Source organism: Acanthopleuribacter pedis (assembly GCF_017377855.1).
GTDB lineage: Bacteria > Acidobacteriota > Holophagae > Acanthopleuribacterales > Acanthopleuribacteraceae > Acanthopleuribacter > Acanthopleuribacter pedis.
The window spans coordinates 18,847-34,416 of sequence record NZ_JAFREP010000002.1 but is presented as its reverse complement, the minus strand read 5'-3'; the positions used below and the strand labels follow the sequence as shown (position 1 = coordinate 34,416).

Here is a 15,570-nt window from a genome sequence, read left to right as displayed (position 1 = left end):
CCCTATGAAACCTTTTCCATCTTTTAAGCGGGCGCTCCTGAACGGGATGCTCGCGGCCCTGCTGCTCTGTTCCATCACCCATCTCAGCGCCCACGACTCGGTCCCCGGCGCCAAACAATCCCAACCCGTCGCGATTAAAGACGTGATGATCGTACCGGTCAGCGGGCCGGTCATCGAAAAGGGCACCATCGTGTTTTCCGAGGGTAAAATCGCGGCTTTGGGCACGGACGTCGCCATTCCCGCCGGCAGCAAAATCATCGACGGTCAAGGCCGCCGCGTGGTGCCGGCGTTCATTGAAAGCTGGTCCTACCTTGGCCTGCGCGAGGTCGGTTCGGTCAAAGCAACCCAAGACTACGACGAGTCCGGTGAGATCAATCCCAACCTGCACGCCCACAAGGCGGTCAACCCCGATTCCGAATTGATTCCGGTTACCCGCGCCAACGGGATCGGCCTGGCGATCACGCGGCCCAGCGGTCTGATCGGCGGCCAAGCCTCACTGATCCGCCTGGACGGCTGGACCTACGAGGACATGACGCTGGCCCCCAATGTGGCGATGGCGATGGATTGGCCGCAAACGCGGTTCTTGAACGTGCCGTGGTTGCCCCAACAGCGCCGCGATGAATTTAAGAAAAAGCGCGAAAAGGATCTGGCGGCCTTGGAAGCGTTCGTCAAACAAGCGCGCCACTACCAACAGGCCCAAGACGCGGCCAAAGAAGGCAAAGCCAAAAAGCCCCAACCCGACCCACGCCTCGCGGCGATGGACAAGGTGCTGCGCGGCGAGCAACGGGTATGGATTCGCGCCAACCGCGCCGATGAAATCCACGAGGCGATTGATTTCTGCAACCGCCATGACCTGAAGATGGTGCTGGTCGGCGGCCGGCAAGCCGACCAAGCCGTCGATCAACTGAAACGCTACGGCATTCCGGTGATTCTCCACCGCACCCAAGCGTTGCCGAGCCGTCGTGACGAGGCCTACGACCATGTCTACCGCATGCCCGCGATCCTTCACGAGGCGGGCGTTGAATTCGCCATTACCATCGGCAACACCCTGGGCAACGACCGCAACCTGCCCTACCAAGCGGCGGCCGCGGCGGCCTACGGCCTCGACCCGGCAGCCGCGCTGGCTTCGATCACCTTGGCCCCGGCCAAAATTATCGGGGTCGCCGACCGGGTCGGCAGCCTCGAGGTCGGCAAAGACGCCACCCTGATCCTGTGCGACGGGGATCCCCTGGAGATCACCACCCACGTACAGGCGATGTTCATCGAAGGCGCCGAGGTCGATCTCACCAGCAGGCACACGCGCCTCTGGAAAAAATACGAGACGCGCATCAAACGCCTCAACAACGGACGCTAACCCATCGAGCCGGCCCCCGGGGCCGGCTTTTTTTGTGCCCGAACCGAGATGCATCCCGGCAAAGGTACCAACCACACCTCCCCTTTCGCGCTGGTTCGTGTACAATAGCGCCAACCTTCTTGCCCCTGTCCTTATTGTAAAGACGGTTTATGACGCAACCCGGCGAAGCGACGCCGCACGGGAACCCTCATTCTATTCGGAACCCAAGCCTTTATTTGGTTGCGCCGATCTCATCGACACGCACCTGTCCCCGCGTGCCCTAAGGAACCCACCATGAAACTCCGTAACCTATTGTTTGTTTTCGGCCTGACCGCCGTACTCTCGGCCGCAACACCGGCCGAACCCACCAAAAATTACCAGCATGTTCGCGACGAACACAGCGCCGCGATTAAAGCCGGCACCCCGGTCAAAGTGGTCAATCACTATGGCGACATCCGCACCCGACCCGCGACGGCCAACACGGTAGAAATGGTCAGCCACAATCAATTCCAAAATACCCCAAAACCCCAACTCAACATTGTGAACGAGAAAGACAAGCTGCTGATTGAGGTGATTTTCCCTGAAGCCAAGGGCGACGTCACCGGTAAAAAAATCCAACGGGTCGACCTGACCCTGTTTATCCCCGAAAATTCACCCCTGACCATTCACGGCAAACACGGTTTGGTTGAAGTCAAAGGCCACGCGGCGCGTCTGGAAATCGAAGCCGACCGCGGCCACGTCCGCTTTAAAAACAAAGCCGAAACCCTGGTCAAAACCGTTCAAGGTGATATCAAAGGGAATTTTAAAGGCAAACCCGCCGGCAAGTCCCACATCGAAAGCATCCACGGCACCATCGACCTGCGTTTCGCCGACAAAGCCGCCTATAAAGTGAAAGCTGTGACCAAAGGACACATCACCTCCGATTACACGATGAACGTCGATTGGAAGGGCCGCGAACGCCTGAAGCACGCCGAACTTGAAACCGGGAACGCCGGGGCCGAGTTAATGGTCGACAGCCGCCACGGCAACGTCATGCTATTGCGCGAAATTTGAGGCCGGTAACAGAATAATCGGCACGGTTGTGGTGCAATGACCCACCGTGCCGTGTTCCCAAGTACCGCCGCTTCCGCGTCCCCAAGGAAACCGTGTCATGAACCGTCCTTCTGCTTATTTTGTTTTGCCACGGCCGATTGGGGACCGATCCCTTTGGTCCTTACTCCTTTGTCTGGTACCACTTTGGGCCCAGGGCCAGGCCGATGGATCGGTTCAAGTTTCCGATCCAGTTGTTCCTTATGTGGTTGAGGTCAACTTAGGTGACCTGCCCACGGTTCCCGACTGGCAACCCGGCGACCCGATTCGCGAGGTCCCGCGTTGGCAAGACCCAACCCGTCGCCCCCCGGTGCCGGCCGAAGAAAGCGTCGACCCGCTGGCGGCAAGGCAAACTGCCGCGTCCTTCCTTCGCGACCCGAGTTTTTCCGAGCCACTGCTCAACTTTGACGGCCAAAACTTTAGCGGGCGTACCCCGCCGGACCCCATCGGCGCCGTTGGCTTGAACTATTACCTTCAGGCCGTCAACAGCAGCACCACCTCGGTGATGGTCTACGACAAAAGCAGCGGCAACCGGGTGGCGGGCCCCATCGCCTTGAGCAACTTTTCCGTGTGCAGCGGCGGCGGCGACCCCACCGTGCTTTTCGATCCCTTAAACCAACGCTGGATTTTGGCCGAATTCGGCACCGCCAACTCGTTATGTGTGCTGATTTCCCAAAGCGCCGATCCCATTGGCGATCCCACGCAAACCTGGTACGCCTACAACTTCCAAACCCCCAACAAACCGGACTACTTCAAAATCGGCATTTGGAACGACGCTTTTTACGTCACCAGCAATGAGCTGGGCGGCTCCCCGGTCTACGTCCTGGAACGGGAAGCCATGCTCCAGGGTCAACCGGCGCGGATGTTGCGCCTTGAAGCACCCGACCTGGCCGGTTTTCCGTTTCAGCTGCTGATGCCGGCCGGCGTGGACGGAAGCAACCCCCCGCCCCCGGGTTCACCCGGAATTTTGATGCGTCACAAGGACGCGCAAGCCCACGGCGGCACAACCGACCAACTGGAACTGTTTTTTTGTTACACGGACTTCGATCAACCGAACAACACCTTCCTGGTAGGCCCGGTCGCCGTTCCGATCAGCCCGTTTTCCTCCGATCTCTGCGGCTTCGAAAGCCTCAACTGTTTTCCCCAGCCGTCCGCCCACGTTTTTCTCGACCCCTTGCGCGAACCACTGATGCACCGGCTGGTGTACCGCAACTTCACCACCCACGAGGCCGTGCTCGGTAATTTCACGGTAGATGTGGACGGCACGGATCGCGGCGGCATCCGCTGGTTCGAGCTGCGCCGCGGCGGCAACGAACCCTGGACGCTGTACCAAGAAGGCACCTATACCGCGGAGGACCGCACCAACCGCTGGGTCGGTTCCGCCGCCTTTGACGGGTCGGGTAACATCGCGCTCGGCGCCAACGTGGTCGGCCCGACGACCTATCCCGGCTTGCGCTACATCGGTCGTCTTGCCGATGATCCCACCGGCACCCTCCAGCGCGGCGAACATACATTAATAGAAGGCACCGCCGCGGCCAACAACAACCGTTTTGGCGATTATTCGGCCATGACCATCGACCCCGTCGACGATTGCACCTTTTGGTTTACCGGTCAGTACAACCGCGAGGGGCGCTGGAGCACCCGCATCGGCGCCCTCCGCTTCGCGTCATGCGGCTGCGCGTCCCCCTCGCCGACCAACGTCCTCGCGCAACCCGGCAGCGAGGACAACGAAATCTTGGTCAGCTGGGATCCCGTCCCAAACAGCCAGGGGTATGATCTGTACCGAACCATTGGTGCATGCGGGACCTCCGGTTACCGCTTGATCGCGGAAAACCACCAAGACCCCCAATTCCTCGATCAAACCGCCTCCAGTCGCGTTCAGTACGCCTACACCGTGGTCAGCCGCGACGCCACCCTGTTGTGCCCCTCTCCGCCCTCGGCCTGCGCATCAGCCGAAACCACGGGCCGTTGCCTGGTGCCGCCGGAATTGGAAGTACCGCCGAGCGCGGTCACGCCGGGCCGGTTTACCTGCCGCGTCGACTTAAGCTGGGAAGCGGCCTTTACCTTCTGCACAACCCCGATCCGCTACAGTGTCCACCGCGGGTTAACGCCCGACTTCGACGTGACCGAGGAAAACGCGATTGCGACCTGTTTGGAAGCAACGACCTTTAGCGACGAGACCTTTTATTTGGATCAGACCTATTATTACAAAGTCATGGCCGAGGATGCAGAGTCAACCGGCGACGGCGGCTGTAACGGCGGCAATGTGGGTAACCAAGCCGTAAGCGTCAGCATCCAACCCCTTGCCTTGGAGGCCCTGTTTTTTGACGATATTGAGCAGGGAACGGACAATTTCACCACCGAATCCGAACAAGGTTGGACGCTTCAGGGTGACACTACCAGCTCGGGTAAGGCGGCCTGGTTTGCCCCCAACCCCGATGTTTCCTCGGATCACGCACTTGTCCTGGCCCCACAAAGGATCCCGGAAGATGAAACGATAATTCTTCGCTTCCAATTATATTTTTTCACCGACAGAACCTTTGATGGCTTGGTACTTGAATACGCGATAGGTGAAAGTCGACAGTGGTTCGATATCCTCGCCGGCGACGGCGGATTAATTCCCGAGAATCCGAATCGATTTTTGGCGAATGGGTATTCCGACCGAATTTCCGCGCAAGCCGACAGCCCGCTCGCGGGCCGTTGGGCATGGACCGGGGTCAACTTTCGATTTAACGAAACACTGGTGGATCTAAACGACTTCCGTGGCCAACACGTCCGCTTCCGCTGGCGCATGGTGACCGACCCGGATACGGATCGACTCGGTGTATTTCTAGACGATATCGGCATCACCAAACCACGACGCTGTGGTTGCATCTATCCCGAGCAGTGGCCGAACCAAAGCATTTTAGGATTCATCCCTTGTCTGAACGCGCTTCCCTAGGTGAAACCGGGTCATTCAGCCGTATCCCGCGCGAATACGGAACAGTCAGAACAAGATAATCCACTAAAAAGTAACAGTTTACGACGTGACGTCACGGCTTTCGACCAGCCGAACACCCGTCACACGGCAATTCCAAACACCGCGGGAGCGGTAGCTAGGGGGTTCTCTCTTAAAAATCAACGGATAACTTATAACACTCTTTTTATCAGGTAGTTCCGAGCGAGGCGGTGGACCTGTACGTCGCAGACCCCGGAAAGTGCCAAAATTTGCGGCCCTATGACGGCCGCCGGCGTTACTCGCCCAAAAACAAGCGTGACTGCGTGAGTAACGCTCTGCATATACTATTTATTATCAGCACATTACAGAATTTTCTTTAAAAAGCGGTGCACGCCTGGTGACGCGACGAGTCACGGATTTTCGGCTTTTGGACCCCAACCGGCCGCCTGCATGCCACACCAAACTATTAACTTGTTTATTTACAGCGTTTAGAAAAATGGCACACCTTATGCTCTATCGCTAAGCAGCGACACAAAGCGGTTCGCACTATGGCGACCGCCGAACCGGAGAAGACACCATCCGGCAGGCAACGAATTCTCGTTGGCCGGCCGTGGTGTGCCCGGACAAATCCAAAAAGTCGCACTTACGAGGGAGTACACCATGAAAAAAGTAATGCAGACCTTGATCGTGTCCTTGTTTTTCCTGAGTTCCACCGGTTTCCTCAGCGCCGCAACCGCAGCACCGTTAACCCAAGGTGATGTACTTTCTACTCAGGTTGTGAATCTTGCCGCCAATCTCCAAGGGGACAACGTATTTCCTCCCCAAGATCCTCCCGAGGACCCAGATCCCCACGGAAACGGTGGCGGTATTGCCTAATCAGCAAGAACGCCGGTTCTAATTGTCAGGGTTTCAACCAATACGCGCTCCGCTTCAGAAACGTGACAAGGAAACAAAAAGTACCCGGCCTCTAAAAAGTAATCCCAAACAGCGCGACCAGGGTTTTCGCTTTCTTCTGGAAAGCGATAAACCCCTGTCGAAGCAAATCGAAACGGGCCCCACCTAAAAAGTTTTGCCCCATGACTAAACAGGCATCGGTTCGACCATACAGCCGCGAAGCTTGTGTTTTGTCAACAAACGGTGCAAATAAGTTCGATGCATGCCGGCGGCTTTGGCCGCCTCGGCAATTTCCCGATATTCAGTCATCAACGCCCGCAGGAAGCGGCGTTCGACATCCTCACTACACTTGCGACAGGCACTTTGCCGATGCGATTTTAGTTCTTCGTTAGAAAGCCGACGAAAGGTGGCCAGAATCGGTTCGGGATCCAAGCTGTCCGCATCCGGTAATTCGTTATCGCGATAACTCTCCAAAACCTCGGCGGGCAACAAATCCGGCCCGATCTCCTCGGTTTTGGCCAACAAACAGGCCCGCTCCACAATATGGCTCAGTTCGCGAATGTTGCCGGGAAAGCTGTAATTCTCAAGAATCAACATCGTGGCGGGATGAATCACGGCTCGGGTAGGACGCTGCCAGAACCGCTTCATAAAGTAGTCGATCAACAGCGGCAGATCGTCGCGCCGCTCACGCAGTGAAGGCAAGTTGACTTCCACCACCTTCAGCCGGAAATACAAATCCTCGCGGAAGCTTCCCTCCCGCACCATGGCCGCCAAATCGCGGTGGGTGGCCGCCACAATCCGTACATCCACGGTTTCAACCCGGTCACAACCAACCCGCTGAATTTCACCGAACTGGAGAAAACGCAGCAATTTGGCCTGAACATTAAGGGGAATCTCGCCCACCTCGTCAATGAACAGCGTGCCCCCATGAGCCGCCGCCAAACGCCCTTTGCGATCATTGACCGCCCCGGTAAAAGCCCCGCGTCGGTGGCCGAACAATTCGGCCTCAAGCACATTTTCATTCAAGGCGCCGCAGTGCAACACGGTAAAAGGTTTGCTTCGGCGATCACTTGCTTGGCAAACCGCGCGCGCGATCAGTTCCTTACCCGTGCCCGTTTCACCGCGCACCAGAACCGGCGCCCGGCTCGCCGCGACCTGCGAAACCATGTCCAGGCAAGAGCGCAACTTGGGATGGCGCCCGATGATCTCGCGAAACTCGCCCCGATTCTCCCGTTCCGATTCATAGACCCGCAGACTTGAATGAACCGCTTCCAACAACTTCGCCGGCTCCCACGGTTTCATCAAAAAGCGAAACACATTGGCCTTGTTAATCGCGTTGATCACCGCGTCAATATCGGAGTAGGCGGTGAGAATAATGCGCTTGGCGTCGGGGAGCATGCGTTGGGTCTCCATTAAAAAAGCAACACCGGACATATCGGGCATGGCCTGGTCCGTGATGATGACCTGAAACGGATTGGGGCGACCTTCCATTTCGCGTCGAATCAGGGCCAACGCTTCGTTCCCGCTCGTCGCCTTAGTCACTGAAAAATGCGCGGCAAGGTAGCTTGCGAGCTGATCGGCAATGGCCGGTTCGTCATCCACAACCAAAATCCGATATTTCTTGGCGGGCGCGGCTTTGCGCGCGTCGCTTTTGCTGGGGAGTTGTTTTCGGAAAACCAAGATTTCCTCCTTTAAGGGCACCATTCTTCTTTTGTCACGGCCGCGTTGAGACGGGCCGGGGGTTGGTTGACAAAGGGCGTTGACATGGGTGCGCACCGCGCTCGGGTTTTCAACCGGCGTGGCGATCACGGGCTGGGGGGACTTGTTTGGGGGGTTACACGGATGAACGGTTTGTTGAACGAGACGGCTAGGGAACCATTTCGGCGACGATGGGCGCGGCCGGTTCCGGTTTCAACGATCTGCCGCACATGGCCTTGGGCAGCCGAACCAAGGCCTCACAGCCAAGGCCTAGCTCGCCGGAAAGCGTCAGCGAGCCATGGTGTTCCGCCAACAGGCGACGGCACACCGCAAGGCCGAAACCATGCCCCGAGGTTTTTGGCGCGGTAAAACAGGCTTGGTTCAGCAGCGCCTCGCGATCACCGTCAAACCCGACGCCGTTGTCGCCAATGCGAACCAGCCAATCCTGCTCGGTTCCTTCCAACACCAAGGCGATTCGGCCTTGCCCCTTTTCGAGAAACCCGCGTCGGACGATTGCCTGGCAGGCGTTGAGTAACAAATTTATAAACACCTGTTCGAGGGCGCCGTGGACGGCCCGTACGGGTGCGACGTCGGACACCTCAAAGGAAAAGGTGATTCCGTCGTGATAGCGAAGACGAAATAACGCCAAAACCTGTTTCAGGACCGTACGGAGACTTTGGGGGACAAAAACGCGCGGTCGCTCGCGGGCAACATCCGACCAGCCGCGTAGGACGGATTCGATTTGGAGGGTGCCGCGATCCAAGGCGTAAAGTTGATCGCGGAGCACGTCGAACTGTTCGCTAAAAAGGGCGCGATAGGGGGAATCCTCATCTTCCAGAAGATCACTCAGTAATTGCTCAAAGCGACGGCCCCAGCGCTCGAGATGGAACAAGGCACCGCGCAGCAAGGTATTCGGATTGCGAACCTCGTGGATCACGGCCGCCGGAGAAAAGACCGGCCCCCCCGCGACCGGTACGATGGGGGAAGCGGAAGATGCGGTTTGAATCATGTGATGCAGAGAACGAATCCTTTCATGACAGGACAAGGCCGTCGCTTTTGGGGTGTAATCCGTTTCCAGTTCGCGCAGAAAAGACATCGAATGAAAAGGAATTCCCTGAGTCCAATTGCGTAAAAAGACATCAAGCTGACGTCGGATTTTTTGGAGAGACATTTTTCCTCTAAAATTATCCTCGATTAATAACGGTTCAACAATCCTTTCATACACGATTCTGACGTCAGAATTTTTATCAGAATCGGCGGGTTTCAACAGAACCGCCTTCTCACTTTCACCGCAAAACTCTTGCGCGATTTCCGCCAATAAACTTTTCAATAACAACCCAAGTTGTTGCAGTTCGTGTCGAAACGCGGGCGCCCAACCGGCATCGGGCCAAGCCTGATCGTGCGTGGTCAAGGCGCCGACCGCATCCGCCGGGGTGGCGTCTAGCGCAAAAGGTCCGATGCGGACGGCACGAAAGTCAAGGAGCCGGACTTTTTTATCAGCAGGGTGGAACAGCACATTCCTGGGATGTAAACTACCGTGAATAATGCCGTTACGGTGCAGCGCGATAACGCAGTCGAGCAGCGAGGCGGCCACTTCCAAAGCATGACCCAAATCTTTCACGGCCCCCTGCCAACCACAGCCGCCACCAAAACCGTTAGGCAAACCCAGGGTCAAGGCGGCACCCGCGTGGTCTTGAGAGAGACGCGGCGACTCGAGACAAAAGGCGGGCCCAACATAGGCGACAAGATACCATTCCAGCAACAGGCGCCAATAGGCATCTTGGGAATCGGATGATACAACCTTACGCGTCAGGGTACGCGACGCATACTGCCAATGGTTGCTTCGACAAGCGCAGTTTTCAACCATTCCTGTGTTGCAATGACCAAAACCACATTCTCCATCCTTTTCGCAAAGACATTCACGCATCATATCCACCTGTTAAATTAGTATCCTTATTAACCCGTTCTCACAACCTCATTTTTCGACTTTTTCTGATTGTTTACATTACTATTATTATTCTTGCTTTAAGGTGGCTCCCTCAATCCCCAAACCCAGAATGCCGCCGCCTCGAGCCGCGGGCGTCCGGCGACGCGAGCGGACCCCCTCGACAACCGCCTTCTCACCAGAAGCTGATCCGAACACGTCCATCCCGGCATCATCATCAAGTCTCCTGTTTCTAGGTCTTTCAAGACTCGAGCGGATTCGAGACAAACGAGATAACCCAACTCGAAACAACCAGCTTTCAACCCTTTACCAAAATTCCAACACCTGATCTTTTTCACCAATGTAACATTTTTCAGCACCCTTTCAATCAACCCCACATCTGCACATCGGTTCTTTTCAACTGATCACAGATAAGGCTCCTTTTCTTTGCGCAACTTATTTACAGATATTGATCGTTTAATCTTCCAATTCTTGAAATGCATACCACTGCAAAGACATTGCCAATATTCCTCGCAAAACCCGACAAATCCATTGTCTTTTTCAAGCAAATACCTGGCTTAACTATGGGATGTCGTTCATAAATAGCATTTTGCATTTTTGGCACCACCAGGCCAAATGCATCAACCGGAACCGCGAAATCCTTCACCCAACCAAATACGCCTGCACCTTCCCGCGGCCTACCGCTAAGTTGCGGGCCGCGAACGGTATAGCGCCCAACGATGGGCCGCGGGCTCGGCGCCGCCAACGGCCAGGCTGCACGCGGCGGGCGCGGCAATCTTTCCGCAAGATTGCAGAATCCGCGCGGCCTTGTTTTTGTCGTCAACAAGAAAAATTCGGACCATCTGACGTCAAAATAATGTTATTTTTGACGTCAACGTTCATTCTTGACGTTTTTCAAACATCACTTGTTGTTCGGTCCTCAACACAAACAACAGCCTTGTTCATTTAAAGCTTTTGATTTAAAAAACTTAATTCAGCTTTCCCAGAAGAAGCGCCCCACCGCTTCATGCTGGAACACCTGTTGCTCTTGGTTCTTCCCAACGCCCTAACGCATCTCGGGAAGGACATCTCCTATGGAGCCAGAGACCAACAACACCAACGCACCTAAGAACAACCAGGATCAGGCTATGCCCGACTTTCACAGCCAGACGCGACCTCCCGACGAGCTCCACGCGCAAACCGCCCAACTTCGCGTCCTCTCTTTCACCATCGCCTGTCATCCCGACCCAACCCGCATCGGCGAACGGGCCGTCCTCCATCAACTCAACGAGGGCAAGGCCGAGGCGGTGTCCCGCAACCAACCCGATTTTCACAGCCCGGTTACCGGGGTCTCGCGCGCCCTGGATTGCGCCACCATCAGTCGCCGACCCGTGCTCCTCGAACACATGGACGACGGCGTGCTCATCAGCACCGGCATGGGCAATTCAAAAATTCGCATCGACGGCCGTCCCGTCACCACCGAAAGCCTGATCTCGTTCGACAAAATCGAACAAGGCGTGGTCCTGGAAATCAATCGCAGCGTGGTCCTGGTCCTTCAACCCAGCTTGGGCGAGCGATCAGACGGCGCCGATTTCGGACTCAAAGGCCACAGCCCCGCCATTTGCCATATTCGCGACGACATCCAACGTGTCGCCGATTTGGAAATGCCGCTGCTGATTCGCGGTGAATCAGGGACCGGCAAAGAGCTGGTCGCCCGCGCCATTCACGAGCGTGGCTCGCGCATGAAGAACCCGCTCGTTTCGCTCAACCTCGCCGCGTTGCCCGCCACCATCGCCGCCGCCGAGCTGTTCGGGGTCCGTCGCGGCGCCTATACCGGGGCAAGCGAATCTCGGCAAGGTTTCTTCCGTGCCGCCGACCGCGGCATTCTCTTTTTGGATGAAATCGGTGAAGCCCCGCTGGAGGTTCAAGCCATGCTGTTGCGGGTGCTTGAAACCGGCGATATCTTTCCGGTCGGGTTTACCCAACCGGTTCGCGTCGACGTACGCGTCTTGGCCGCTACCGACGCCGACTTGGAAGCCCAATGCGAACAAGGCCGCTTTAAGGCACCCCTGCTCCACCGCCTGTCCAGTTATGAAATTTGGCTGCCGCCCCTGCGCCGACGTCGCCAAGACATCCCCGAGTTGTTTATCCACTTTGCCACGGAAGCGCTCACGGAGCTGGACGAACACCTGGCCGACAAAAGCGCCCACAGCGAACACCCTTGGCTGACGGCACAACTGGCAACCCAGTTGATCATGTTCCACTGGCCGGGCAATGTGCGTCAGTTGCGCAACATTGCCCGCCAACTCGTGTTCGGTAGCCGCAAGCAGAACCGGCTCAAACTGCCGCCTCGGTTCGAGCAATTGTTCCAAAACGATGCCCAACAACCCACGATGGAACCACCGCCGCTGGAAAGCAAACCACAAGTCAGCGTGGCCAAACCCGCAACACCCAAAATGCACCGCAAGCCGGCCAGCATCACCTATGAAGAATTGCATCAAGCCCTGCACGCTTGCGATTGGAAACCGGCCGACGCCGCCCGTCACCTTGGCATTTCCCGCTCCTCCGTTTACGCGCTTATGCAGCGGTATCCCAACATAAAAATCGCCGAATCGCTGACCCAGGAACAAATTCAAACCGCCCTGGAAGCCAGCGACGGCGATATCGACGCGGCCGCCCGTTACCTACAAGTCTCCAGCGCGGGCATGCGGCGGCGGATCGTCAAGCTGGATATCGACCCCCAGGTCTATGCCTCGGAAACCAACGGTACCTGAGACGTCCAGGGGCACATGGAAAGAATCGCAACCATTTCTTAGCTGATCCGGGGTTTTGTCCGATACGGGATAACAAAGGTGCGAATCGCCTTTCGCTTCGGCAACACTCTGAGGTAAAAGAACGCGGCACGATTGACCCATCCCCGTAAGCGGTCAACCGCGTTATAATTTCGGCATGAGCGAAAACCCAAAAAAATCCGGCCAAAAGAACATCAGTGAACAAGGTTCGCGTATAACCGCGGCCGGTCCGGCGCTTTCCGCCCTGGAAGAGGAAACCTTTATCCCCCATGCCGAAGACACGATTCCACCACGGGACGATCAGGACACCTTAATTCCCCTTGCCGAGGACACGATTCCACCCCACGACGATCAAGGGACTCTGTATCCCGAGGCGGCGGCAAGCTTCCCCCCGGTAGCGGGTACCGCGTTCGACACTACCCTGATGCCGGCGGACGAAATCGCCGCCGGTAGTACCACACCGGTACAGCATGCCGCTCGCCGGCAAGACCCCCTCATCAACGGCGATCCCGAATACATCGGCCCCTTTGCCGTCCAACGCAAGCTGGGTCAAGGCGCCATGGGTTGGGTTTACCTCGCCGAACAGCTCAAACCCAAACGTCTGGTGGCACTGAAGCTCATTCACCGGGATGTGGCCACCCACGCCTTCCGTGCCCGTTTCGAACAGGAATACCAAACCCTTGCCGGCATGAACCACGACAACGTGGCCCGCATTTATTCGGTGGGAACGACCGCCGACGGTACCCCCTATTTCAGCATGGAATACATCGCGGGTTCGCCGATTGACGACCATTGTCGTGCCCTGCGTTTACCCCTTGACGCACGCCTTCGTTTGTTTCTCCAGGTTTGCGACGGGGTCTTGCACGCCCACCAACGAGCCGTGGTTCACCGCGACCTAAAACCGGCCAATATTTTGGTCTCCGATGAAGGCAGCCGCGCCTGCGCCAAACTCATCGACTTCGGCATCGCCAAAAACCTCAAAAAAGCATTCAAAGAGGAGATGCTGGAGACCCAAATCGGCTCGCTGGTCGGCACCCCCGCCTACATGAGCCCTGAACAATTCGGCGGCAGCAAAGTGCCGGTGGACACCCGCACCGATGTCTACAGCCTCGGTGTCTTGCTTTATCAGCTCCTCACCGACCAACTGCCCCTCGAAGGCAACCTGTTTGAAAACAAAAGCTGGGATCAATGCATCCAGATCTACCGCGAAACAGAACCCTCGCCGCCAAGTCAACGCACACCCCTACCCGACGACCAGCGCGCCCATTTCAACACGCCCGCCGCAAAGGCATTACGCGGTGATTTAGATTGGATCGTCATGAAAGCCATGAGCAAAACGCCGGAGCGGCGCTATGAAACCGTGGCGGCGCTGCGTCAAGATATTCTCAATTACTTGGACAACCGGCCCGTGAGCGCCGGCCCGCCTTCCCTGCGCTACCATTTGCGCAAAACCTTACGTCGCCACCGCAACCTGGTGCTGGCATGTACCACGTTGGCGGTTGGGTTGGCCATCGGCCTGGGTACAGCGGTGCAGTCGTGGCGCGAAACCGAGGTCCAACGCGCCAAAGCAACTTATTTAAGCGACTTTTTGTGGGGCATCCTCGAAAGTCCCGACCCCCGCAACCTCGGCCGCGACGCCAAATTGGTCGACCTAATCGACAACGCGGTCGATCAACTCGAAAACCGGCCCGACACCGAACCCGAAATCAAAGCCTCAATTTTGGGTCGCCTTGGAGCAACTTATTCCGGACTCGGTTCCTACGACCAAGCACTCCCCTTACTCGAAAATGCACTAGACATCCACCGAGCATCCTTGGGTGAGATTCATTCAGACACCCTACGAACCAAGTTCAACCTTGCCGCCCTACACAGCTTGAGGGGAAGCAACGATACAGCCCTCTCCCTTTTCCAAGAAACCTTGACAGCACGCCAAAAGGCGCTTGGTCCCCATCATCCAAAAACACGAGCCGCGGTGAATGCCGTCGCCCTTTCCCAAAACCGATTAGGCCACTACGAAACAGCCACCAATACCTATCTAAGTAACCTTGGTGAAGCCTTTCGACCGAACCCGGCTGCTGAACAGCAAGTCGAGGACCCCAGTTACCTAATTGCAATGAGCGGCCTTGCCATCAGCCTGATGTACCAAAACGAACACGGCGCGGCCGCCCAAGTTCTCGAAGAAGCCATCCCGCTCCTTAAACACTATCTCGGCAATGAGCATCCAGACACCCTGGCTGCAATAAACAACCATGCAGGTTGTTTGCGGCGCCTCAAGCATTTTGCCGCCGCGGAACAGACAAGCCTCGAGGTGGTCGCGATCCGTTCCCGCTTGATGGGCCCCGATCATCCCGACACCCTAAAAGCTCAGGTCGATGTAGGGCGTGCCCTCTGGTACCAAAAACGGTACGAGGAAGCCTATACCGTTTTGTGCGAGGTTTGGCTCGATCAATTCCAGGCCAAACCCTACAAACCGAGTTGGGTCTATTCTGCCAACATGTTGGCCTATGTCCTGTTTGGTCTGGAAGACCAAGAAGGCTGCGCAACACTGTACGAGGAAATCCTGCGCAAGTTAGGGGAAACCGGCCTTTTGGAAAACCGCGCCGCCATTCAAATTTTTCATGATTACTCGATGCTTTTGGCGCAAGAGGAACAATGGGAAAAAGCAGAGGACTTCATCCTCACTCACCTTGAGCGGGTCCAACGCCTCGGCGGCAAAAACCAAGCACTCGCGATGCGCGAAAGCCTGGCCAAAAGCTACCTCGCCCAAAACAAACGGGAAAAGGCCCTTCCCCAAATTCAGTTCCTCTACAACTACGCCCCCAACGAAACGATGAAACAACGCGCGATGGCTCTGGCCAAACAAAGCGCCCTCCAACTCGATTGAGCCACGCTTTCCATAAAA

At 56.7% G+C, this 15,570-nt stretch carries 8 protein-coding genes; 6 read left to right on the top strand and 2 right to left on the bottom strand.

What is annotated here, in order from left to right:
• Positions 1 to 4: 4 nt before the first annotated feature.
• From J3U88_RS02050 to J3U88_RS02035, 4 genes are all read left to right on the top strand, one after another.
• On the top strand, positions 5 to 1,354 hold the full coding sequence (locus J3U88_RS02050) for an amidohydrolase family protein (RefSeq protein WP_207856461.1): 1,350 nt from the start codon (positions 5 to 7) through the stop codon (positions 1,352 to 1,354).
• A gap of 273 nt (positions 1,355 to 1,627) precedes the next feature.
• Positions 1,628 to 2,386 carry a DUF4097 family beta strand repeat-containing protein gene (locus J3U88_RS02045; protein ID WP_207856460.1) on the top strand — a complete coding sequence of 253 codons (759 nt, stop codon included), beginning with the start codon at positions 1,628 to 1,630 and terminating at the stop codon, positions 2,384 to 2,386.
• A 97-nt stretch (positions 2,387 to 2,483) separates the two neighbouring features.
• Positions 2,484 to 5,363, top strand: coding sequence for a fibronectin type III domain-containing protein (locus J3U88_RS02040; protein ID WP_207856459.1), 2,880 nt, complete (start codon positions 2,484 to 2,486; stop codon positions 5,361 to 5,363).
• Between the two features lie 657 nt (positions 5,364 to 6,020).
• Complete coding sequence (locus tag J3U88_RS02035) at positions 6,021 to 6,236, top strand: hypothetical protein (RefSeq protein WP_207856458.1); 216 nt, start codon at positions 6,021 to 6,023, stop codon at positions 6,234 to 6,236.
• 204 nt (positions 6,237 to 6,440) lie between these two features.
• Here J3U88_RS02035 and J3U88_RS02030 read toward each other — a convergent pair whose 3' ends face one another.
• Together J3U88_RS02030 and J3U88_RS02025 are read right to left on the bottom strand one after the other, a co-directional pair.
• Positions 6,441 to 7,934, bottom strand: a complete 1,494-nt coding sequence (locus J3U88_RS02030; RefSeq protein WP_207856457.1) for a sigma-54-dependent transcriptional regulator — start codon at positions 7,932 to 7,934, stop codon at positions 6,441 to 6,443.
• A gap of 187 nt (positions 7,935 to 8,121) precedes the next feature.
• Positions 8,122 to 9,819, bottom strand: coding sequence for a sensor histidine kinase (locus tag J3U88_RS02025; RefSeq protein ID WP_207856456.1), 1,698 nt, complete (start codon positions 9,817 to 9,819; stop codon positions 8,122 to 8,124).
• 1,151 nt (positions 9,820 to 10,970) lie between these two features.
• Between J3U88_RS02025 and J3U88_RS02020 the strand changes: the two genes are divergently transcribed.
• Positions 10,971 to 12,650: a sigma 54-interacting transcriptional regulator gene (locus J3U88_RS02020; protein ID WP_207856455.1), complete on the top strand. Its 1,680-nt coding sequence runs from the start codon at positions 10,971 to 10,973 to the stop codon at positions 12,648 to 12,650.
• Between the two features lie 175 nt (positions 12,651 to 12,825).
• Positions 12,826 to 15,552, top strand: coding sequence for a serine/threonine-protein kinase (locus J3U88_RS02015; protein ID WP_207856454.1), 2,727 nt, complete (start codon positions 12,826 to 12,828; stop codon positions 15,550 to 15,552).
• Positions 15,553 to 15,570: the final 18 nt, after the last annotated feature.

Coding starts and splice junctions, on each gene's coding strand:
- J3U88_RS02025 (WP_207856456.1), bottom strand. CDS start 9,819: ATGGTTGAAAACTGCGCTTGTCGAAGCAACCATTGGCAGTATGCGTCG.
- J3U88_RS02015 (WP_207856454.1), top strand. CDS start 12,826: ATGAGCGAAAACCCAAAAAAATCCGGCCAAAAGAACATCAGTGAACAA.
- J3U88_RS02045 (WP_207856460.1), top strand. CDS start 1,628: ATGAAACTCCGTAACCTATTGTTTGTTTTCGGCCTGACCGCCGTACTC.
- J3U88_RS02050 (WP_207856461.1), top strand. CDS start 5: ATGAAACCTTTTCCATCTTTTAAGCGGGCGCTCCTGAACGGGATGCTC.
- J3U88_RS02040 (WP_207856459.1), top strand. CDS start 2,484: ATGAACCGTCCTTCTGCTTATTTTGTTTTGCCACGGCCGATTGGGGAC.
- J3U88_RS02035 (WP_207856458.1), top strand. CDS start 6,021: ATGAAAAAAGTAATGCAGACCTTGATCGTGTCCTTGTTTTTCCTGAGT.
- J3U88_RS02020 (WP_207856455.1), top strand. CDS start 10,971: ATGGAGCCAGAGACCAACAACACCAACGCACCTAAGAACAACCAGGAT.